The sequence below is a fragment of the Luteibacter jiangsuensis genome, from assembly GCF_030812295.1.
In the GTDB taxonomy this organism is placed as follows: Bacteria; Pseudomonadota; Gammaproteobacteria; order Xanthomonadales; family Rhodanobacteraceae; genus Luteibacter; species Luteibacter jiangsuensis_A.
In genome coordinates, this window is record NZ_JAUSSK010000004.1 from 227,912 (window position 1) to 249,038 (window position 21,127).

The 21,127-nt window shown below is 66.6% G+C and carries 21 protein-coding genes; 12 read left to right on the forward strand and 9 right to left on the reverse strand.

Translation table 11 applies throughout. From position 1 onward, the window contains the following. Window positions 1–9: 9 nt before the first annotated feature. The 9 genes from J2T07_RS14875 to J2T07_RS14915 all read right to left on the reverse strand — a co-directional run bounded on the left by J2T07_RS14875 (window position 10) and on the right by J2T07_RS14915 (window position 8,548). Entirely contained in the window at window positions 10–708 is a 699-nt protein-coding gene (locus J2T07_RS14875; RefSeq protein WP_306850895.1) for a class I SAM-dependent methyltransferase, read from the reverse strand. Beyond that, window positions 705–1,910 carry an amidohydrolase family protein gene (locus tag J2T07_RS14880; protein WP_306850896.1) on the reverse strand — a complete coding sequence of 402 codons (1,206 nt, stop codon included), beginning with the start codon at window positions 1,908–1,910 and terminating at the stop codon, window positions 705–707. The genes J2T07_RS14875 and J2T07_RS14880 overlap by 4 nt, the downstream gene beginning before the upstream one ends. Beyond that, entirely contained in the window at window positions 1,911–2,741 is an 831-nt protein-coding gene (locus J2T07_RS14885) for a class I SAM-dependent methyltransferase (RefSeq protein ID WP_306851242.1), read from the reverse strand. It abuts the gene before it with no gap. 79 nt (window positions 2,742–2,820) lie between these two features. Continuing rightward, the gene (locus J2T07_RS14890; RefSeq protein ID WP_306850897.1) at window positions 2,821–3,663 is read right to left on the reverse strand and encodes a hypothetical protein; all 843 of its coding nucleotides are present in this window, start codon (window positions 3,661–3,663) and stop codon (window positions 2,821–2,823) included. Beyond that, complete coding sequence (locus tag J2T07_RS14895) at window positions 3,636–4,805, reverse strand: hypothetical protein (protein WP_306850898.1); 1,170 nt, start codon at window positions 4,803–4,805, stop codon at window positions 3,636–3,638. The genes J2T07_RS14890 and J2T07_RS14895 overlap by 28 nt, the downstream gene beginning before the upstream one ends. After that, window positions 4,802–5,716 (reverse strand): glycosyltransferase, encoded by a 915-nt coding sequence (locus J2T07_RS14900; RefSeq protein WP_306851244.1) that lies wholly within the window; start codon window positions 5,714–5,716, stop codon window positions 4,802–4,804. Before J2T07_RS14900 ends, J2T07_RS14895 begins: the two co-directional genes overlap by 4 nt. Before the next feature lie 23 nt (window positions 5,717–5,739). Then, complete coding sequence (locus J2T07_RS14905) at window positions 5,740–6,999, reverse strand: O-antigen translocase (RefSeq protein ID WP_306850899.1); 1,260 nt, start codon at window positions 6,997–6,999, stop codon at window positions 5,740–5,742. Continuing rightward, window positions 6,996–8,126 carry a DegT/DnrJ/EryC1/StrS family aminotransferase gene (locus J2T07_RS14910; protein ID WP_306850900.1) on the reverse strand — a complete coding sequence of 377 codons (1,131 nt, stop codon included), beginning with the start codon at window positions 8,124–8,126 and terminating at the stop codon, window positions 6,996–6,998. The genes J2T07_RS14905 and J2T07_RS14910 overlap by 4 nt, the downstream gene beginning before the upstream one ends. Then, window positions 8,120–8,548 carry a sugar 3,4-ketoisomerase gene (locus J2T07_RS14915; RefSeq protein ID WP_306850901.1) on the reverse strand — a complete coding sequence of 143 codons (429 nt, stop codon included), beginning with the start codon at window positions 8,546–8,548 and terminating at the stop codon, window positions 8,120–8,122. Before J2T07_RS14915 ends, J2T07_RS14910 begins: the two co-directional genes overlap by 7 nt. Before the next feature lie 140 nt (window positions 8,549–8,688). Here J2T07_RS14915 and J2T07_RS14920 point away from each other — a divergent pair, with 140 nt between their 5' ends. From J2T07_RS14920 to fdhE, 12 genes are all read left to right on the forward strand, one after another. Next, window positions 8,689–9,240, forward strand: a complete 552-nt coding sequence (locus tag J2T07_RS14920) for a cytochrome b (RefSeq protein WP_306850902.1) — start codon at window positions 8,689–8,691, stop codon at window positions 9,238–9,240. A 56-nt stretch (window positions 9,241–9,296) separates the two neighbouring features. After that, the gene (locus J2T07_RS14925; protein WP_306850903.1) at window positions 9,297–10,619 is read left to right on the forward strand and encodes a cytochrome C; all 1,323 of its coding nucleotides are present in this window, start codon (window positions 9,297–9,299) and stop codon (window positions 10,617–10,619) included. Window positions 10,620–10,680: 61 nt separating this feature from the next. Next, entirely contained in the window at window positions 10,681–11,037 is a 357-nt protein-coding gene (locus tag J2T07_RS14930) for a c-type cytochrome (protein ID WP_430539370.1), read from the forward strand. Between the two features lie 15 nt (window positions 11,038–11,052). Continuing rightward, window positions 11,053–11,790, forward strand: a complete 738-nt coding sequence (locus J2T07_RS14935; protein ID WP_306850904.1) for a hypothetical protein — start codon at window positions 11,053–11,055, stop codon at window positions 11,788–11,790. A gap of 70 nt (window positions 11,791–11,860) precedes the next feature. Next, window positions 11,861–12,445 carry an RNA polymerase sigma factor gene (locus J2T07_RS14940; RefSeq protein WP_306850905.1) on the forward strand — a complete coding sequence of 195 codons (585 nt, stop codon included), beginning with the start codon at window positions 11,861–11,863 and terminating at the stop codon, window positions 12,443–12,445. After that, window positions 12,442–13,095: an anti-sigma factor family protein gene (locus J2T07_RS14945; protein ID WP_306850906.1), complete on the forward strand. Its 654-nt coding sequence runs from the start codon at window positions 12,442–12,444 to the stop codon at window positions 13,093–13,095. The genes J2T07_RS14940 and J2T07_RS14945 overlap by 4 nt, the downstream gene beginning before the upstream one ends. Beyond that, window positions 13,092–14,396, forward strand: coding sequence for a S8 family serine peptidase (locus J2T07_RS14950; RefSeq protein ID WP_306850907.1), 1,305 nt, complete (start codon window positions 13,092–13,094; stop codon window positions 14,394–14,396). Before J2T07_RS14945 ends, J2T07_RS14950 begins: the two co-directional genes overlap by 4 nt. Before the next feature lie 14 nt (window positions 14,397–14,410). Further along, a complete protein-coding gene (gene folE2, locus J2T07_RS14955) occupies window positions 14,411–15,328 on the forward strand; it encodes a GTP cyclohydrolase FolE2 (RefSeq protein WP_430539366.1) in 918 nt (305 codons plus the stop codon). Window positions 15,329–15,488: 160 nt separating this feature from the next. Continuing rightward, entirely contained in the window at window positions 15,489–18,563 is a 3,075-nt protein-coding gene (gene fdnG, locus J2T07_RS14960) for a formate dehydrogenase-N subunit alpha (RefSeq protein ID WP_306850908.1), read from the forward strand. A 10-nt stretch (window positions 18,564–18,573) separates the two neighbouring features. After that, window positions 18,574–19,500: a formate dehydrogenase subunit beta gene (gene fdxH / locus J2T07_RS14965; RefSeq protein ID WP_306850909.1), complete on the forward strand. Its 927-nt coding sequence runs from the start codon at window positions 18,574–18,576 to the stop codon at window positions 19,498–19,500. Then, window positions 19,497–20,156, forward strand: a complete 660-nt coding sequence (locus J2T07_RS14970) for a formate dehydrogenase subunit gamma (protein WP_306850910.1) — start codon at window positions 19,497–19,499, stop codon at window positions 20,154–20,156. Before fdxH ends, J2T07_RS14970 begins: the two co-directional genes overlap by 4 nt. Next, window positions 20,153–21,097 carry a formate dehydrogenase accessory protein FdhE gene (gene fdhE / locus J2T07_RS14975; protein WP_306850911.1) on the forward strand — a complete coding sequence of 315 codons (945 nt, stop codon included), beginning with the start codon at window positions 20,153–20,155 and terminating at the stop codon, window positions 21,095–21,097. The genes J2T07_RS14970 and fdhE overlap by 4 nt, the downstream gene beginning before the upstream one ends. Window positions 21,098–21,127 lie beyond the last annotated feature (30 nt).

The window sequence follows — 21,127 nt, forward strand, 5'->3', positions numbered from 1 at the left end:
CGCAAGGATTCAGGAGGGGCGGCGCAGCTGGAATACCAGCGCGACGGGCACGTCGAGGGCCACGCGGTCGAAGTGCGCGCCCCCGGGGATGTCCGTGGTATCGAGCATGGGCTCGAGCACATGCTCGATGAGCAGGCCGAGGCGCGAGCAGGCCGCGTGCCAATGGCTGTAGAGGTGCGGGGTATGGCGCGCCGCATAGCGCTGTCCACCGTATTTGAAGTCGCGCAGCCAGCCCAGCGCGTGGCCGGTGGGATGCACGTCGCTGCAGAGGATCAGGCCTCCGGGACGGGTCACCCGGCGCAGTTCCGCAAGCGCCGGCTCAAGCCGCCGGAGGTGCCCGATCACCAGGCCACATAGCGTGATGTCGGCCTCGCCCGGAGGCAGCGGCAACGACTCCAGATCGCCCTGCCCCAGTTCGATACGGGTGCACGTGGCGGTGTCGGCGAGCGCGGCGGCGGCACGCTCCAGCATCTCCGGCGACAGGTCGATCCCGCGCACGCGGGCCGCGCCGCGTTCGACCGCATGGCGCACGTAGCGGCCGCTGCCGCAGCCCGCATCGACCACCGATTGGCCGTGCAGGTCGCTTGGCAACAAGCCAAGCATCGCGCGCTCCTCGGCAAGCATCACCGGATTGTGCGCGTAGGCAGGGTAACTGTCGGCCCAGAGTGCGTACGCGGCGGCGGGTTCGAGGATGGGAGTGGTTTTCATCGGGAGGCCCCTGCCTGCCGCCGCTCGTGCGCCGCCGGTGTCGTCGCTTCCAACCCCGGTTCGAGCGCGAGCACGCAAGCATCGGCGAGTTCACGGGCGAGCAACTTCGCCTTCCCATCGAGCGTCACCGCCACGGTCTCGATGCCTGCGGCGGCGAACCAGTCGGCGAAGTCGAGGTCGGCAAGGCGGGGCAACCCATCGCGTATCACGGCGCGGAGTACGGCGCGGCTTTGGCCGACAAGGCTATTCACCTCGTCACCGCCACGATCCGCGACGATCACCACGTCGCCCTTGCATCCGGGTTCGAGTCCGCCGCGACCGGCGAGGCGAAGGACACGCGCGGCATCGATGGTCGCCAACGCGAGTAACGCACGGCTGTCCAGCTCGCCTCGCCGAACCTCCTCCCGCCATTCCTCGAGCAAGTCGCGCGCGCCGCTGAGGCGCGAGTCGCTACCGATCGCGAGGCGACCCTCCGCGTGCAACCGCCGGGGATCGAGGGAACGGCCAAGCAGGCGCCGGTTGCTACCCGGGCACCACACCACGGCCGCGCCCACGGCGATCACCCGGTCGATGTCCCGTTCTCCCAGGCCCACGCCGTGCACCAGGACACTGTTCGCGGCCAGGCAGCCGAGCCGGTCCAGCCGCGTGAGTTCGGCGGCGGCCACCGCATCGGTGCCCTCGGCGAGATGGATGATCCACGGGCGGGACGATGGCGTGGCGGCGAAACTCGCCTGCACGGGTGGCCCGTAGGCCGGTCCGTCCAGCGTGTAGCTCCAACCGTAATCGCGCAGCAGCGCCACGGGAAAATCCGGCGCGTCGAGCGCGGGATGCCACGGATCGTGGTGTGCGACGCAGGTGACACCGGCGAGCAGGTTCTTGAGCGCGCCATGGCGCAGCCGCCGCGCCTTGGGTATGGCCAGGGCGGCGACCACCGACGGATCGGTGAAATGCTGCTGGAACGCTTCGATCCACGCGTAGCTGTTCGGGAACGGTGCGCGGGCGGGAAGCGGAGGCACGCCGTTCACCTGCAGATGGTCATGGGCGTTGATCAAGCCGGGAAAGACCAGGTGATCGCGCAGGTCCACCGGGAACGCGGCCTTGCCGGCACGCGATACGATGCGGCCACCGGCCAGGTGCACGGGCTTGCGCACGGCGCCGGTCGTGGTGACCAGGCTGGCACCGGAAAGCGTGGCGTCCAACACTCAGCGCCGGTGCATGACGATCAGGAAGTGATCGCCCATGTCGCGCAGCCATCGCAGCCCGCCAAGACGGTCGTCCATGCGGCCCAGGCGCTCATACCAAGCGGGCCGGCGGCGATAGCGGTCGACCATGTAAGGCGGTGGCAGGAACAGGCTCAAGGCACGATAGCCAGCCAGTTCGAAGTGTTGCTCGAACGCGGCATAGAACTCGCGCGGCATGTAGTAGTACGTCCAGATGGTGTGCCCGTTCATGCCCACCGACTGCGCTCCACGTGCGAAGCGTATGCCGGCCCGGCCAAAACGCCGGCGTACGGCGTAGTGGCCCACCTCCCACGGGCAGACACGGCCCATCACGGAAAACACGAGGCTGCCGCCGGGGCGCACGAGGCGCGCGCACTCGTTCGCCACCGCACGCAGGTCGGGAGCGCAGTTCAGCGGCCCGAAGTTCGAGTAGACGCCATCGAAGCGGCCACCCAACTGATGAAGCTGCTGCACGCCGAGATGCACGGCGCTCACTTTCGATCCCACCGCTTCCTCGGTGGCGCGCATCCGCGTGCGCTCCACCATCGCCGGCGACCAGTCGCTGGCGACCACCTCGTACCCATGTCGCGCCAGCTCGACGGCGTCCAGGCCGGTGCCGCAACCGAGGTCGAGCAGCCGCGATCCACTCGGCAACACGTCGCCGATGGTCTTCCACATCGTGCCACGCATGCGCTGGATGAGCTCGTTGTTGCCGCGCGGGCCGTCGTAATCGGCCGCGACGCTGTCGAACGCCTTTTGCGTGTCCCGCAGTTGCGCCTCGCCGAGGCCTCCCGGGGACGGCAATCGTTCCATCCGTGCGTGGCCAGTCATGTCGATCTCCGAACCCATGGTGTGATGTCCATGTGTGCCGCCTCACGGCACTTTGGTTGACTCAGGCCGTGCGCGCCGTGGTCGCACCACGTGCATGACGCCGGCGCAAGGCCTGACGCGCCACCGCCGCCAGCGAGGCGAGGAAGGCCGCCGCCAGCACGCCCATGCCCCAGGTCAGCAGCGCGTTCGGGAAGACCCTGCCTTCGGGGGCATCGATCGGCCAGGGCATCGACGTGGCGGAGGTGTAGTTACCCGCGAGCCGCGCGACCAGGTCACTGCGCGCCTGTTCGAGCGCGCGAACCTCGTCGTTCGCGCTGGCGAGCAGCACGCTGGCCAGCCGTGCTTCGTCACCCTTTCCGCTGTTGGCTTCGCGCGACAGCCGCTCCTGGTCCATCCTGGCCTGCTTCAGGTTGCCTTCGACCTCCATAAGACGATCGTGCGCCAGTTCCAGGGGCCGCGCGCCGATCCGCTCGTGAATGGCCTGGAGCACCGAAACAGTCGCCGACGCCAGCTGGCTGGCGTCCCGTTCCGAATAGGCCCGCACGTGGATCTTGATCATGTTCGCGTACGGCAGTGGTTCCAGCTTGAGGCTGCGGCGATAGAGTCTGGCCTCGGGAGCGTCGACGGGAACGCCGACGCTCTTGAGCACGTCGTTCTGGAAAGCAACGGTTTCCAGGCGCTCCAGCGTGCGTTGAAACGGTTCGATCTTGGGATCCTGCCCAGCCGGCGCGAAGCCCATCTGGCCCAGCTGTATCCATGTGGTCGCCTCCCATTGACTGCGCGATGCATGCAGGTAGGCGAAGGTGAGCATGAGTACGATGGCCGCCGTGCCGGCGAACCAGCGCCATTCGAGGACGACGATGCGCCACATGTCGATCAGGTAGATTTCGTCGGCTCGTTCCATGCGGGGGACTCGGAGGAAGGGTAAGGGGATGGGCTTCGGTTCGGCAGCAGCGCGGCCAGCAACTGAAGCAGCAGGCAAATACCGAGGAACGCGGCGTTCATCCAGATAAAGATCTGGGGCGCGAAAGGCGACATGACCGCGACGTATGCGATACGCAGGAACATCAGCAAACCGAAGAGCGGCACGTTCGGGCGCAACCGGCGCACGCACCAGAGCAGGACGCCATACGCCGCCGCGATCGAGAGCAAGGCCCCTGCCGCGCCCCAGGCAAGCAGGAACGGAAGGTATTCGGTGCCCACGTTGATGTTCGCCGCGTCCAGGGGAATGTCGGTATCCGCGGTCAGCAAGGGACCGCTGCCCGGCACCAGCTGGTGCACCAGGAAATCCAGGTTCACATAGTGCTTGGCCAGCATCGCGCCGAAGTTGTAAGGACCCGCGCTGATATAGAGAAGCAGCCACTTGATGCCCTGAGGGGCCGCCTTGTAGAGGTCGCTGAAAGGCAAGGTCACGTTATCCAGCGACCCCGAGCGAAGGGCGCCCAGCACCGAAAAGACAACGCATCCGAGCAGACCGAGCATGGCGATGGCCTTCCAGGGCAACGGCTTCGTGCCATCGCGGCGAAAGACCGTCACGAAAGCGATCGAGAACAAGGCCGCGAAGATGCGGTTGCGATCGATGACGAGGACGGGAAACACCAGTCCCACCGCCACGAGTGCGTAGCGCAACCCCGCGTGGCGCGTGCACAACAACCCGATGACGGGCAAGGTCCAGCACATGTCGGAGATATGCCGCAGGTGTTCCCGCCCTGGCTCCATCGTCGCGTACGAGGACGGATCGTCGATCAACGGTATGGGGAAGAGCGCGAGGTCGAACACGCAGAACAGCACCACCACCGCCGCGAACGCCAGGGCCACGAAGGCCTCACGGGTACCGGCGTACCGCCGCTCACGAAACTGGGGGGGCGACGGTAGCCGGATGCCCGCGGCGACGTCGAACGCCAGGATGGCCGCCGCCGCGAGCACCAGCAGAAGGATGCCCTGGCCATAGCCGGCAGGCAGGTCGTACGTCAGCGGGGTGATCCCGCAAGCGAGCAGGAGCGGCAGGCAAAGGTAGGCCGACGGCAGACGCAAGAGCCCCTTCATGTTTCGCCAACCCGACGACGCTGCGGCACGGGACGTATGCGCGACAGCAACAGCAATGACAGATAAGCCATCATCTGTAGCGCGACCAGCCACGAGCGCCCCTGCAGGAAGGCGATCTTGGCGCCGATGCGGAACGCCTCGGCGCGAAGCAGGGTGCGGTCGGGCTCGTCGAACATACACAAGCGGCGCAAGGCCACCTGCCTCGCTTCCGTGAGATTGACGATACGCGTGGCGGTATGGCGAGTCTTGCTGAAGTTCGCGCCATGCAGCCGATAGGCACAGACTTTCTCGTCAACGAAGCCGATGGCATCCCTCGCCGCGAGGCGCAGGAACAGGTCCCAATCGTCGATACGCAGACCCTCGGTCCAGCGGGCCACGGTCTCCAGTGCGCTCTTGCGCAGCATCGTGACCGGGCCGCCGATCGCCCAGTGACTGATCACGGCGCGGCGGATGCCATCATCGGAAAAGTACTGGCGTTTGTTCGCGTGGTGGAGATCGGACATCCCGCTGTCGAGGATCTTCGCGCCGTGACGGTCCACGACGATGCAGTCTCCGATCGCCGCACCCTTGTGCGGGTGTTCGATGAGATAGCGGACCAGGACGTCGGAACCACCGGGCAGCAGGTAATCGTCGCTGGCCCCGATGCGCAGGTACTCGCCGCGCGCGCGAGCCGCCAGTTCGTTCAACGTGGCCGCGATGCCCTTGTTCTCCCGGCTCACGTATTCCACCGCCATGGCCGCGCCATGGGTCGCCAGCCATGCCTCGATGCGTTCCGCCGTACGGTCCGTGGATCCATCGTCGATGATGACGATCTCCTTGGCCGGGTAAGGGTCGTCGAGCACGCTGTCCAGGCAACGCTGGACGAAGTCCTCGTGGTTGAACGCGGGTATGAGCACCGACACGAGCGGCATCGATGCGGGACTCGGTTTGACGGTCACGGCCGGAGCCCTCCCAGGTAGCGCCGCACCACCACGACGTTGAAGGCGAGGTAGAGGGCATAGTTGGTGGCGAAGGCGTACATCGCGCCAATCACGCCGAAGGCGGAGGTGAAGGCGCAGACCAGCAGGAAGTACGTCGCGGCGAAGACGATCTCGGAAACGATGAAAAGTCGGGTCATCGACTTCGCCAGCATCAGGTAGGCGAGGATGAAGGACGCGATCTTGAAGACGTCACCCAGGAGTTGGGGGGCGTAGAGGTCGTTCGCTCCCGCCGTGAAATCGACGCTGAAAAGCAGGCGCGTGATCGGTTCACGCAAGAGGTAGACCATCGCCGCGATCGCCGCGACCGTCGGCAACAAGGTCCGGTAGGCTTGGCGGAACTCCGCGAGCAGCGACGCCTTGTCCTTTGTCGAAGCCAGTTTCGGCAGGTAGTGGATCGTGATCGCGGTGACCAGGAACAGCAGGTAGGCATCGGATACCCTGCTCACCGCCTGCCAATAGCCCACCTGCTCCCAGCCGAAGCGCTGGGCAAGGTGGTCGCGGACCGCGATGTTGGCCAGGGGCGGTACCAGTGCCGAGGTCAGCGTCATCGTGGAGAACGTGGCAAGGCGCCCCGTCATCTCCCTGTCGAAACGCATACGCAGCATCCCGCGACGGAAGTAAGGACTTCTCCAGCAGGCGGGAAAGGCCACGAGCAGCCACAGGGACTGCCCCAGCACCAGCGCGAGCAAGGCGCCGTAGAGATGCAGCCAGCGTGACAACCACAGTGCGGCGAGCATCGCCAGGATCGAGCCGGTGACCTGGATGAGCGCGAGCCGCCGCACGTCCATGAACCCGTTGATCACCGCGAGCATGTAGTTGACGACCGCAATGCCCAGCTGGGCGACGGCGAGCACGCGGACCAGGCTGGCATACCCGGCATCGCCCATGAGCCAGGTCGCGATCTGCCTGCTGAGCACCAAGGTGCCGGCGCCGATGACGCAGGAAGCGAGCAACGCGTACCAGAGCGCGGCGGCGAGCAGGCGCGAAAGGCGGGCGCTGTCATCGCGGTACTCGGCGACGTACTTCACCACGCCCGAGCTGATGCCCCCGCCAGCGAACACGGCCAGCACGGACATGAGGCTCATGAACTGGCCGAGCCGGCCGACGCCTTCCGGACCGGCGGACGAGGCCACCAGTTTCACCACCACCAGCGCGGCGAGAAGCCGGGCGCCCGTGCCGAGGGCCGCATAGAATCCCGAGCGGATGAAGTTCATGGACCGTCCGCGAACGACATGCATGCCTCGACCACGCACTCGATCTGCTCCTCGCGCAGCGTCGCGGCGATAGGCAGGCTCAACACCTCGGCGTGGATGCGCTCGGTTAGCGGCAGGCGCCATGCCTGTAGCGAGGCATAGGCCGGTTGCCGGTGCGGCGGGACGGGATAATGCACCTGTGCGTGGATACCGTATGCGGCGAGGTGCTCGCGCAGAGCTTGACGGCGCGCGCTGCGCACGACGAACAGGTGCCATACGTGCGCTCCGGGCGCACCGGCCGCGGGAAGATGGATTTCCGGGTGACGTATCCGGTCGCGGTATGCCTCGGCCACCACGCGACGTCGCGCGTTGTCCGCATCGAGGTGGGACAGCTTCACGCGCAGCATGGCCGCCTGCATTTCATCCAGACGCGAGTTGGCCCCGAGCCTGTCATGCCGGTACTTCTCCGCCGAGCCGTAGTTGCGCAGGGCGCGGATGTCCGCCGCCAGTTCGTCGTCGTCCGTGACGACGGCTCCGCCGTCGCCCAGCGCGCCCAGGTTCTTGCCGGGGTAGAAACTGAAAGCGGCCGCGTGGCCTAGCGAGCCGGCCTTGCGGCCATGCCAGGAGGCGCCATGCGCCTGCGCCGCGTCTTCGATCAGCAGCAATCCACGGCGCCGGGCGATCTCCGCGAGCGCCGTCATGTCGGCGAGGCGACCGTAAAGATGCACCGCCATGATGGCGCGCGTGCGTGGACCGACGGCCTCCTCGACGCGGGCGGGATCGAGGTTGAACGACGCTTCGTCCGGCTCGACGGGGACGGGGATCAACCGGTTCACCGTGACGGCGAGGAAACTGGCGATGAAGGTGTTGGCGGGCACGATGACTTCGTCGCCCTCGACGAGCACCCCACGGTCCAGGTAGGCGCGCAGGATCAGCGACAGCGCATCGAGGCCGTTGCCGACCCCGATCGTATGCGACACACCGCAATAGCGGGCGAACTCGCACTCGAAGGCGACCAACTCTTCGCCCAGCACGTACCAGCCCGAGTCGATGACCCGGATGGCCGCCGCCTTGAGTTCGTCGGCGTACGGCGCGTTCACCTCGCCGATATCCAGGAAGGGCACGCGCGGCGGAGCGACACTCACCATCCCGCCACCCCTTCCACCCGCTTGCCACCACGGGCCTCGCGCAGGAAATCGTCGTAATCGGTGATGTAGTCGTCGGGATCGTAGTGCTGGTCGGCGAGGACCATCAGGACGCAGTCGTCACTGAAATCGTAGAGGTCGCGCCAGACCATCGCGCCCAGCAGGAGTCCCTTGGTGGGATCGTCGAGCACGACCTCCACCGGGCCGCCACCGTCGTCGAGAAGGAAGGTGACACGGCCCCGCACGGCGATCGCCAGCTGGTTCAGCCGCCGGTGTGCGTGGCGGCCGCGATGCACGTCCGGCGTGGTGGCGAAAAGGTAGTAAACGCGGCGGATGGGAAAAGGCACGTTCCTCTCCTGCTCCAGCGCGACGAGCATTCCCCGGCTGTCGCCGTGCGAGGTCAGGGAAATCGGTTGGATGTCCATGCGATGGCCCGGCTGTGGCGGTGGCGGCAAGAGTCGGGATTGAGTGCCGGTGGCGTCATCGAAGGTTGCGTCCCCGCCCCGGTACAACCTTCCTTCGCCTTGTCGGCACTCAAGCGGAACACGAGGATGGATGGGGCACGATGGCGGGCAACGACGACGCGGCACCGACGCGACCACGGAAGCTGGTGGCACTGCACTGGCTGACCGTCGTATGCGTGTGCGTGGCAGCGACGCTGATCCTGCTACGCGACGAGCTCGACGGACGGGCCTTGCGCCAATGGCTGCTCGAAGGACACCGCCACGCCGGCCTGCTGGTCTTGCTGCTCTTCGCCGTGCGCGTGGCCTTGCGCATCCACTACGGCAAGCTGCCACCCGGCGGCGACCATTCGCGGCTCGTCCGCGTGCTCGCGGGGCTCACGCATGTCGCGCTCTATGCTTTGTTGCTCGCCCTGCCTCTGCTCGGCTGGGCCATGTCGAGCGCCGCGGGTATGCCCGTCCACTTCTTCGGCCTCACCCTGCCCGCCCTTATCGGTGAAGACGAGGATCTGGCGGACACGCTGCAGTCGTTGCACGTGGATGCCGCATGGGCCCTGCTCGCGCTGGTCACGCTGCACCTCGCCGCGGCGCTGTGGCACCACTTCGTGCTGCGCGACCACACCCTCCGAATGATGCTCCCGGGCCGCCGCCGCTGATGGGCGGCGGCCGCTTTACCGTTGCCACCGATCGACAAAGGAAGAAGGAACCCGCCATGTTGCCGATATCGCACCGACGACACATCCTCCGCGCCGCGCTCGCCACGCTCCTGCTGCTCCTGGGCAGCACCGCGGCACACGCGATCCCCGCCTACGCGAGGCAGACGGGTGCGTCCTGCGCGGACTGCCACGCGGGTTCCTACGGTCCCGCGCTCACACCCTACGGCATGCGCTTCAAGCTCAACGGCTACACCGATACGGACGGCAAGGGCCACAAGATTCCGCTGTCGATGCAGTTGATCGAAAGCCATTCCGCGCCGGCACGCGGCGACAGCAGCACGCAACTCAGCGAAGGGGACCTGTACCTGGCGGGACGGCTCACCGACCAGGTCGGCGGCTACGTGAAGATCGAAGCCGACCATACGGGCCACAACACCTACAACCCCCGGCTCAGCAACGTCGACCTGCGTTTCGTCGCCAAGGACCTGAAGGTCCATGGCAAGGACGCGCTGCTCGGCGTGAGCGTCAACAACAGCCCCGGTTTCAATGATCCGATCGGCGCGCTGCCGTCGTTCTCGAACCTGGGGCCCTCCGGCGTCACCGGCACCTTGCTCAATCCTTCCAGTCCCAATTCGCTCGCCAACCGCGTTATCGGCGCCAGCGTGTACGGCCTCTACGATTCGAACTGGTATGGCGAACTGGGCACCTACCGCGCCTTGCCGACCTCCCAGCAGGACCGCCTCGGCTACAACGTGGCCGGCGATCCCGGGCGGCTGAGCGACACGGGCTATTTTCGCCTTGCCTATATGAAGGATATGAAGCGGCAGTTCTTCTCCGCCGGCGTGGTCGGCCTGACGACGAAACGCCAGTTGCCCCGTTCCGGGCCGAGCGACGACCTCACCGACCTCGGTTACGACCTGACCTACCAGTACCTGGGAAACCGCGAGCACATCGTCCAGGTGGCCTACGTGAACATCCTCGAACGGCGCGACTACGGCAGCGCGCCGGTGATCGGCGGCGTGCAGGCGCGCGACCACGGCAACGTGCACGACCAGACCGCGAGCGTCACGTACACGTTCAAACAAAGCTACGGTCTATCCGTCAGCCACATGAAGAGCACCGGCTCGAACGACGTGGCGCGCTACGGGCCCTCGGGCAGTCCCGACACCACCAGCAACGTGCTGACCGTGTTCTGGACCCCCTTTGGCAGGGACGACTCGTATACCTCCATCGCCAACCTGAAACTGGCCGCCAACTGGTTCCGCTTCACCCGCTTCAATGGCAGGGGCGACGACATCTTCTTCGCCCCGCCGGGAGCCCGTCCGACCAATGCGGGAGACCTGAACGCATTCTTCGTGACGGCCAGCCTCGCCTTCTAACCCTCTCAGGAGTGACCGCGTGTTGAACCCGATCGTGCGACAAACCCTTCGCCTCGCCGCCATGGCCCTGCTCGCCGGTGGCTGGGCTCTGGCATCGCCCGTCCGCGCCGGCGACGCCAAGGCCGGTGCCGACGTTTTCAAATCCGAATGCGCCGAATGCCATGCGGTGAAGGAAGGGCGCAACAAGAAAGGACCCAGCCTGTTCGGTATCGTCGGCCGCAAGGCGGGAAGTGTGACCGACTATGAGTATTCCGATGCGTTGAAGCAAAGCCCGTGGACATGGACGCCCCAACAGTTGCATACGTATCTTTCGCAACCTGCGAAGATCGCCAACCCGGGCACCAAGATGAAATACGACGGCCTCACCGACGCCAAGCAACTGGACGACCTCATCTCCTACCTCGACACCCTCCACTGAGGCGAAACCCAGCCGATGCTGGAGCACCGTTCCTCGCACGCCCGGTCCCGATATCGCGTCGGGGCGATCTGGATGCTCGTCGCGGCGGGAGCGGTGGCGCCCGTGCAGGCGCAGTCGCAGGCATGGAGCGGCGTGGTGGCGCTCGGCTCGCAACTGGTCGATCGCGGCGTGGCCATCACGCCACCCGGTCCCATCCTCCAGGGCGCGGGCACCTGGTCCCTCCCGGATGGCTGGTCCGTCGGCGCTTCGGCGAGCGCGCAGCTGCGCACGCCCCGACGTATCGTGGAGACCCTCGCCCAGGTGGCGCGTTCGTGGACGCTATCCGGCGACTGGCAGATGCAGTCGAACCTTCTCTACTACCACTATCCCCGCCACGGCCAGGCGCGCACCTACGGCCGCATGGAACTCGGGGTGGGATGGATCTATCGCGACGTGCTCACGTTCAACGTGTCGGCGGCGCACATGAACGACTACGGCGGGCAACGCCCCCGCGGCGCGGCCGACCTGGGCCTGCGCTGGCCGCTGGCCCGGCAACTCGCCGTCACGGCCAGCGCGGGCGTGGCGCAGGAATTGATTCCGCCACGCGGGAGCGACTACGACCGGAGGAACCACTACTACTATGGCCACCTGGGCCTGACCTGGAACGAGGGCCCATGGCGGGTCGACCTGGCCCACATCATGAGCAACCGCGACAAGCTCGGCTTCCAGCCGGATGTCTCACCCTGGGTTGCGACGGTGTCGTGGGCCTTCTGAAAGGTAGCCGGCGCAACCTTTCGGGCCCACCCCGGTACTCATGAGTCCCCTCCGAATGCCTCCCGAGCCCATGAGCGAAGCCGAACTCGACGCCGACGCCACCGACCGCATGCTGCTACAGCGCATGTCGGCCGGCGATCGCGCCGCGCTGGCGGTCATGTACCGCGGATACCACGGGCGGCTCGTCCGCTTCCTTTCACGCCTGACCCGGCGCACGGACGTCATCGAGGAAGCGATCAACGACTGCTTCTGGATCGCCTGGCAGAAGGCGGCCACGTTCCAGGGCGATTCCCGCGTATCCACCTGGATCATGGGCATCGCCTATCGCTGCGGCCTGAAAGCGCTACGCCAGCACGGTAGCGAGCCCGTGGACGAGGACAGCGTGCCGGAAGACCGCACGCCCTCGCACGATCCCGGAGACGACCGCGAAATGCGCGACTGGCTCGGCAAGGGCCTGGATCGTCTCTCGGCGGACCAGCGCGTGGTGATCGAACTGGTCTACGGCATCGGCCACACGCTCGACGATGTCGCGACGATCATGCAATGCCCGGTGGGCACCGTGAAAGCACGGCTTTTCCATGCGCGGGTGAAACTGCGCAACGTGCTCCCGGGGCTTGCCGGCGAGCGAACCATCAACAGGGAGATCGTGCCATGACTTTCCAGAAGGATATCGGCCGGGATTGCCCGCGCGCCTGGGAAGCGATGCCCTGGGTGCTCCAGGGTGACGCGTCGCCCGTGCAGGGCGCCTGGCTGAACATGCACCTGGCCGAGTGCCAGGCCTGCCGCGAGGAATTCGCGCAGCAGGAACGGCTGCGCGCCGCGTTGGCGCTGTCGCCCGAGCTGGATGTCGACGCGGAAGCGGGGCTCGCCCGCCTGCTGGCACGCATCGATGAAGCGGACCCGCAGCAGGCCGCCACGTCGCGCCGCACGGCATCGTCCAGCTGGTTGACGCGCGCGCTGGTCGCCGCGGTACTGGTCCAGGCCGTCGGAATCGGCGTGCTGGGGATCAAGCTCGGCGGCGAAGGCGCCGGCCATGCCGCCGCGCCGGTGTACCGCACGCTGAGCCAGGAATCCGCGCCCGCCGCGCCCGGTTCGCTCCATGTGGTACCCGTGGCGACACTGAAAGTGGCCGAATGGAACGCGCTGCTGCGCCAGTACCACTTGCGCGTGGTCGGTGGCCCGAACGACGTGGGTGCGTACACGCTGGTGTCCGCTGACGGCAACACGCCGGCGCCGCAGATCCTGCAAGGCCTGCGTGCCGATCCGGGCATCCGTTTCGCGGAACCCGTCACCGATACCCCATGAAGCAGGCTTCCCTCGTCCTGGCGACGCTGCTCTCCACCCTCGCCGCCTGCGCACCGGTGCGACCGGACCTGGCGCGGACAAGCGATGCGGGCGCCGCATCGGCACCGGCCGGCGGCGTCGCCTCGATGGATAGCGAACGCGACATCGTGCTGGTCGTGGCCAATCCGCTGGAACCGGCCTCCACGCATGCCGGTTCCAACCTGCTTGGCTATGCGCCCTCGGCGAGCTACGGCGCCGGGCAGCGCGCCGTTTCGGTACTGTCCGACATCAAGCGCGCCTACGGCATGCGCGAGGTCGCCGGCTGGCCGATCAAGGCGCTGGGCGCGTACTGCGTGGTGCTGAAGCCACCACCGGGGGCCAACCGCGATGCCCTGGTCGCACAGCTGGCCAGCGACGGCCGCGTGCAGCTGGCGCAGGCGTTACAGGACTATTCCGTCTACTCGGACGCCCCGCCAGACGGGAAGAAATACAACGACCCCTATACCGACCTGCAGCGCGGCTTCGTGGAAACGCACGCCGCCGTGGCGCATACCACGACGCAGGGCCAGGGCGTGCACGTGGCGATCGTCGACACCGGTGTCGACATGTCGCATCCCGACCTGCAAGGCCATATCCACGACAGCGGCGACGCCGTCGACAACGACACCTCCGCTTTCAACCACGATCGCCATGGCACCGAGGTGGCGGGCGTGATCGCCGCAGTGGGCGACAACCGCCAGGGCATGGTGGGCATCGCGCCGAAGTCGCGACTGAGCATCTACAAGGCCTGCTGGTATCCACCCGGCCAGCACGCCGCGCGCTGCAACTCGTTCACGCTGGCCAAGGCCCTCGCCGCCGTCAACGATACCGACGCACGCATCGTCAACCTCAGCCTGGGCGGTCCCGCCGATCCACTGCTCGGCAAGTTGCTGGCGCAGCTCGTGGGCCAGGGGCGCATCGTGGTCGCGGCGCTGCCACCCGACGGCACCACCGGAGGCTTCCCCGACAACGCGCCCGGCGTGATCGTGGTGCGATCCAGCGCCACCACGCCCGCGCCACCCGGCATCGTCAGCGCCCCGGGCAACGATATCCTCACCACCCAACCAGGCGGTGGATACGACTTCACCTCGGGCTCATCGATGGCCACGGCACACGTCAGCGGGATCGTCGCGCTCCTGCTGTCCCTCGCGCCACGGCTCGACGCACGTACCGCCCGGGACATCCTCCTGCGCACGAGCACCGTCACCAACGGCATGCTCGAGGTGAACGCCGCCTCGGCGGTCGCCGCGTTGCGAACGAGCGAACCCCCAACCAACCACTGATCCGGCAACGCCCCATGAAGATCCTTTCGGACACGACGGGCGCGATGCCCGATGTCGCCACGCAGACCGCTCCGCGTTTCGGCGCCCCGCTCGAATGGGTGGGCATGGACGGCATCGACGCCCCGATCAGGTTCGATGCCGGTGACGGCGCGCCGCAGGTCGCGGCGGCGAAGATCGGCGCCTTCGTCAACCTGGCGCGGCCGGACGTGCGCGGCATCCACATGTCGCGGCTCTACCTGATGGTGGACGAGTACCTCGGCTCGCGAACGCTCGACGCGGGAACGCTCGACGCCATGCTGCGGGCCTTCCTCGATTCCCATGCCGGGTTGGCGGATCGCGCGCGCGTGGACATCCGCTTCCAGCACCTCGTGCGCCGGCGTGCGTTGCGCAGCGACAACAGCGGCTGGCGCGCGTATCCCGTGGCGATCGAGGCCACGCGGGATGCGCGGGGATTCCATCTCGGCCTGACGACGGAAGTGACCTATTCGTCCACCTGCCCGGCGTCCGCCGCCCTGGCGCGGCAACTGATCCAGGAGCGGTTCGCCACCGACTTCGCGGCCGATGCGCCGCTGGATCGCGCCGCCGTGCTGGCATGGCTGGGCAGCGAGCAGGGCATCGTCGCCACCCCCCATGCGCAGCGCAGCGTGGCACGCCTGCAAGTGCGCTACGCCGCAGGCGCCACGCCGAACCTCATCGGCCTGCTCGACGCGGTCGAAGGGGCCCTCGGCACGCCCGCGCAGACCGCGGTCAAGCGCGAGGACGAGCAGGCTTTCGCACTGGCCAACGGCGGCAACCTCATGTTCTGCGAGGACGCGGCGCGACGGATACAGCGGGTGCTCGACGGCGACGCGGGCCTGGCCGGCTTCCAGGTCCGGCTGGAACACCAGGAGAGCCTGCATGCGCATGACGCCGTGGCTTTCACGAGTACCTAACGTGGCGGTGGAAACGTGCAAAAACGTCATCGACCCGAAGGGGAACTTCATGTACCTTCCTGAATGAGCGGCCGGTCCCGTCATTCCATGACGATCCCAGGGCCGCGTCCCCGCCTGGACAAGGCGGTATGTCTAGCCAAGTTCCTAGGGAGCTCAAGCGATGGCACTCACCCGCCGCGAGTTCATCAAGTTCACGGGCCTGGGCCTGGCAGCGTCCAGCATGGGCATGCTCGGCTTCGGGGGATCGGGCGTGGCGCAAGCCGCGGCCGTCCGCCCCTTCAAGCTCACCCATGCGACTGAAACACGCAATACCTGTACGTATTGCTCTGTCGCCTGCGGAATCCTCATCTACAGCATGGGCGACCGGGCGAAGAACGCCCTGTCGAACATCATCCATATCGAGGGCGATCCGGACCATCCGGTGAACCGCGGCACCCTGTGCCCGAAGGGCTCGGCCCTGCTCGATATCGTGCATGCGCCCACCCGCCTGAAGACGCCACGCTATCGCGAACCGGGAGGCACCGAGTTCAAGGACGTCTCCTGGGATTTCGCCCTGGATCGCATTGCCAGGCTGATGAAGGAAGATCGCGACAAGCACTTCATCGCCACGAACGCGGCCGGCACCACGGTCAACCGCTGGACCAGCACCGGCATGCTGGCGGCCTCGGCCTCGTCCAGCGAGACCGCCTTCCTCACGTGGAAGGTCGCCCGTTCCCTCGGCATGGTGGTGTTCGACAACCAGGCGCGCGTCTGACACGGACCGACGGTGGCCAGTCTGGCCCCATCATTCGGTCGCGGTGCGATGACCAACACCTGGCAGGACATCAGGAACGCCAACGTCGTCCTGGTGATGGGCGGCAATGCCGCCGAAGCGCACCCCTGCGGGTTCAAGTGGGTGATCGAGGCGAAGATCGAGAACGGCGCCAAGCTCGTCGTGGTCGATCCGCGCTTTACCCGCACGGCCTCCGTGGCCGATTACTACGCCCCCATCCGGCCGGGCACGGACATCGCGTTCCTGAGTGGCGTGATGCGCTATCTGCTGGAAAAGGACGCCATCCAGCACGAGTACGTACGCGCGTACACCAACGCCGGCCTGATCGTGAAGGAAGGCTTCGACTTCCAGGACGGCCTGTTCAGCGGCTACAACAGCGAAACCCATAGCTACGACAAGTCGAGCTGGGACTACGAACTGGACGAGCAGGGTTTCGCCAAATCGGACGACAGCTGGCAGGACCCGCGCTGCGTGATCAACCTGCTCAAGCGGCACGTGGCACGCTACACGCCGGAAATGGTCTCGCGCATCACGGGCACGCCGCAGGACAAGTTCCTGCACATCTGCGAGTTGTTCGCGAGCACCGCCGCACCGGACAAGGCCATGACCAGCCTGTTCGCGCTGGGCTGGACGCAGCACACGGTGGGCGCGCAGAACATCCGCGCGATGGCGATGATCCAGCTGCTGCTGGGCAACATCGGCGTGGCCGGCGGCGGCATGAACGCGCTGCGCGGGCATTCCAACATCCAGGGACTGACCGACGTCGGCCTGCTGTCCAACCAGATGCCCGGCTACCTGACCCTGCCCAACGACAAGGAAACCAGCTTCGACGAATACATGTCGACGAAGCTGTTCAAGCCCTTGCGTCCCGGCCAGACCAGCTACTGGCAGAACTACCGCAAGTTCGTGGTCAGCCTTCAGAAGTCCTTGTATGGCGACGCCGCGACGCAGGAAAACAACTGGGCCTACGACTGGTTGCCCAAGCTCGACGTACCCCTGTACGACATCATCAGGGCGTTCGAGATGATGAACGCCGGGCAGATGAACGGCTATATCTGCCAGGGTTTCAATCCGCTGCAGGCCTTCCCCGACCGCGGCAAGATCCGCCGCGGCCTCAGCAAGCTCAAGTTCCTCGTCACCATGGACCCGCTGGACACGGAGACCTCCCGCTTCTGGCAGGACTTCGGTCCGCAGAATCCGGCCAAGCCCGCGGAGATCCAGACCGAGGTATTCCAGTTGCCGACCACCTGCTTCGCCGAGGAAAACGGCTCGCTGGTCAATTCGGCGCGCTGGCTGCAATGGCACTGGAAGGCCGCCGAGGCGCCGGGCGAAGCCATGTCCGACATCTGGATCATGAGCGGCATCTTCCATCGCCTACGCGAGTTGTATCGCAAGGAAGGCGGCGCCTTCCCCGATCCGATCCTCAACGTCAGCTGGAAGTACACCGATCCGGTCGCCCCGGACCCGGAGGAACTGGCCAAGGACATGAACGGCCGCGCGCTGGTCGACATCACCGACCCGGCCACGGGCGTGACGACCAAGGCAGGCACGTTGCTGGACGCCTTCGCCCAACTGCGCGACGACGGCACCACCGCGGCGGGCTGCTGGATCTTCACCGGTTCGTTCACCGAAAAGGGCAACCAGATGGCCCGCCGCGACGCGACCGATCCACGCGAGCAAGGCATCGCTCCGAACTGGGCGTGGGCGTGGCCGGCCAACCGGCGCATCCTGTACAACCGCGCCAGCGCGAACCTCGAAGGCAAGGCCTGGAACCCGAAGAAGCCGGTGATCGAATGGAACGGCACGCGCTGGGTCGGCATCGACGTGCCCGACTACGGCCCGACCGTGAAGCCCTCCGACGGTGTCGGTCCCTTCATCATGAACGCCGAAGGCATGGGCCGACTGTTCGCCCGCAACCTGATGGCGGAAGGCCCGTTCCCGGAGCACTACGAGCCGATGGAATCGCCCGTGGAGAACGTGCTGCATCCGAAGGTCAACGCCAACCCAGTGGCCCGAGTCTTCGCCGACGATCGCTCCGCCTTCGGAAACGCCAAGGACTTCCCGTACGTGGCGACCACGTACCGTCTCACCGAACATTTCCATTTCTGGACCAAGCACGCGCTGATCAACGCGATCCTCCAGCCGGAGGAATTCGTCGAGATCGGCGAGGTCCTGGCGAAGGAGAAGGGCATCGAGCAAGGCGGCTGGGTGAAGGTGTCGTCCAAGCGTGGCGAAGTGGTGTGCAAGGCCTATGTGACCAAGCGGATCAAGCCGCTCATCGTGGATGGCAAGCCGGCCCACGTGATCGGCGTGCCGCTGCACTGGGGCTTCACCGGCCAGGCCAGGAAGGGCTATGGCGCGAACACGCTGACGCCGTCCGTCGGCGACGCCAATACGCAGACGCCGGAGTTCAAGGCGTTCCTGGTGAACGTGGAAAAGACCAGCGCACCGGTCGCAGCCTGAGGCCAACGACATGTCAGACCTGCAATCCCAAGACTATGTCCGGCGCTCGGCCTCGACGATGACGCCCCCCGTGGCGCGCAGCCACGAGGACCAGGTCGCCAAGCTCATCGACGTCAGCCGCTGCATCGGCTGCAAGGCCTGCCAATCGGCCTGCATGGAGTGGAACGACCTGCGTCCGGAGATCGGGCACTTCGAAGGCTCCTACGAGAACCCCATGGACCTGGGGCCGAGCGTATGGACCCTGATGAAGTTCGCCGAGTACGAGAACGAACAGGGCAACCTCGAATGGCTGATCCGCAAGGATGGCTGCATGCACTGCGAGGACCCGGGCTGCCTGAAGGCGTGCCCGGCACCCGGCGCGATCGTGCAGTACGCCAACGGCATCGTCGACTTCATCAGCGACAAGTGCATCGGCTGCGGCTACTGCGTGAAGGGCTGCCCGTTCGACGTTCCCCGGATCAGCAAGAAAGACCACAAGTCGTACAAGTGCACCCTGTGTTCCGACCGCGTATCGGTCGGGCTCGAACCTGCCTGCGTCAAGGCCTGCCCCACCGGCGCCATCATGTTCGGTTCCAAGAGCGACATGACCCACTGGGCCGGTGAACGCATCGAGGACCTGAAATCGCGTGGCTTCGAGAATGCCGGCCTGTACGATCCGAAGGAGGTCGGCGGCACGCACGTGATGTACGTGCTGCACCATGCGGACAAGCCGTCGCTTTATTCCGGCCTGCCCGACAAGCCGCGCATCAGCCCCGTGGTCGAGGCGTGGAAGGGCATCATCAAGCCGCTGGCCGTGGCGGGCATCGCCTTCGCCGCCATCGCCGGTTTCTTCCACTGGATCACCGTGGGCCCGAACGAAATCACGGAAGAGGACGAGGAAGAGGCCGCGCGTGCCCTGCGTGGAGAGCGCGAACCGGACCCGGAGGAGAAGTCATGACCCGCCCGAAGTACGCGATCACCCGCTACACCACGGCGAACCGGATCAACCACTGGATCAACGCCGGACTCTTCGTCCTGCTGCTCCTGTCCGGTTTGTCCATGTTCCATCCGATGCTGTTCTTCCTGTCCGGCCTGTTCGGCGGCGGTCAATGGGCGCGTGCGGCACACCCGTGGTTCGGCGTCTTCTTCATGCTCAGCTGGATCGGCATGATCATCCAGTTCTGGCGCGTGAACCTTCCGGCACGCGAGGACATCGCCTGGTCGAAGGCGATCGTCCAGGTCGTCACCAACGACGACGAACACGTGCCACCCATCGGCCGCAACAATAGCGGCCAGAAGGCCGTGTTCTGGGCGATGACGCTGCTGATCCCGGTGCTGTTCCTCACCGGACTGCTGATCTGGGAAGTCTATTTCGGCGAAGCCACCTCGATCGGGGTGCAACGCGTGGCCGTGCTCATCCATAGCCTGGCGGCCATCGCGGCCATCCTCGTCTGGGTGGCCCACGTCTATGCGGCCATCTGGATTCGCAACTCGGTGCGCAGCATGACCCAGGGCTACGTGACCCCGGGTTGGGCCTGGCATCACCATCGCAAGTGGTTTTGGGACCTGGCCTCGGGCCAGCGTGACAAGACCACCCCCAGGAAGCATCCGTGAAGCAAGCCGAGGCACCACCGAACGCCAAGTGGAGCGGACCCTCCCACGCCGGCGTGAAGGCTCCCGACCCGATCCTGCTCGCCGATCCATCGCGCCGCTTCGCGGCGACCGCGAAGCGGCTGGACGACCTGGCGGCCGGCCATCCGATGGAAGCATGGCTGCGTTTCATGGCGGGACTGGCACGCGCGCAGCATGCCGTCGCGACGACGCTCGGCCCCGCAGGCACGCTGGGAGCCGATGCCGTGGCCCTGGCGACGGAAGCGCGATTGCCGCCATTGGCCGCGGACGGCCATCGGCGTGACGCTTCATGGCGCGATGGGTTGATGCTGCTGCTCGATCGCATCGACGTCGCAGGTTTACCACCTCCCGCCCTCGACGCCATGGAAGCGTTGCGACGCGGCGACGACGCCACACTGGACCGGCTGGCCGACAACTTCCTGCGCGGCCGCGTGACCACCGCCGACGCGGGCGCCGCTGTCTTCGTCGCGGCGGCCTTGCAGGTGTATTTCACCTGTTCCGCCGCGCGCTTGAACGTCGACGAACTTCGCCTTCTCGAAGAACGCGGCCTTTGCCCGTGCTGCGGTTCACCGCCGGTGGCTGGCGTGATCACGGCAAGCGGCACCACGCCCGGCACGCGCTACCTGTACTGCTCGATGTGCTCCACCGCGTGGAACCATGTGCGCGCCGTATGCATCACCTGCGGCGGCACGCGCCATCTTTCCCTGCAATCCATCGAAGGCGACAGCGGCCTGGTCAAGGCGGAGACCTGCGCCGACTGCCACACGTATTCCAAGCTGTTCTTCCAGGTGCACGACATGCAGTCCGACCCGTTCGCGGACGACCTCGCATCGCTGGGGCTGGACCTGTTGGTCGCCGAGGCCGGCTTCGCGCGGCATGCGCCGAACCCATTGCTGCTGTCCGGCGAGGACGGAGATCGATAATTCCGACCGATGCCGGGCCGCGCTGGCGAT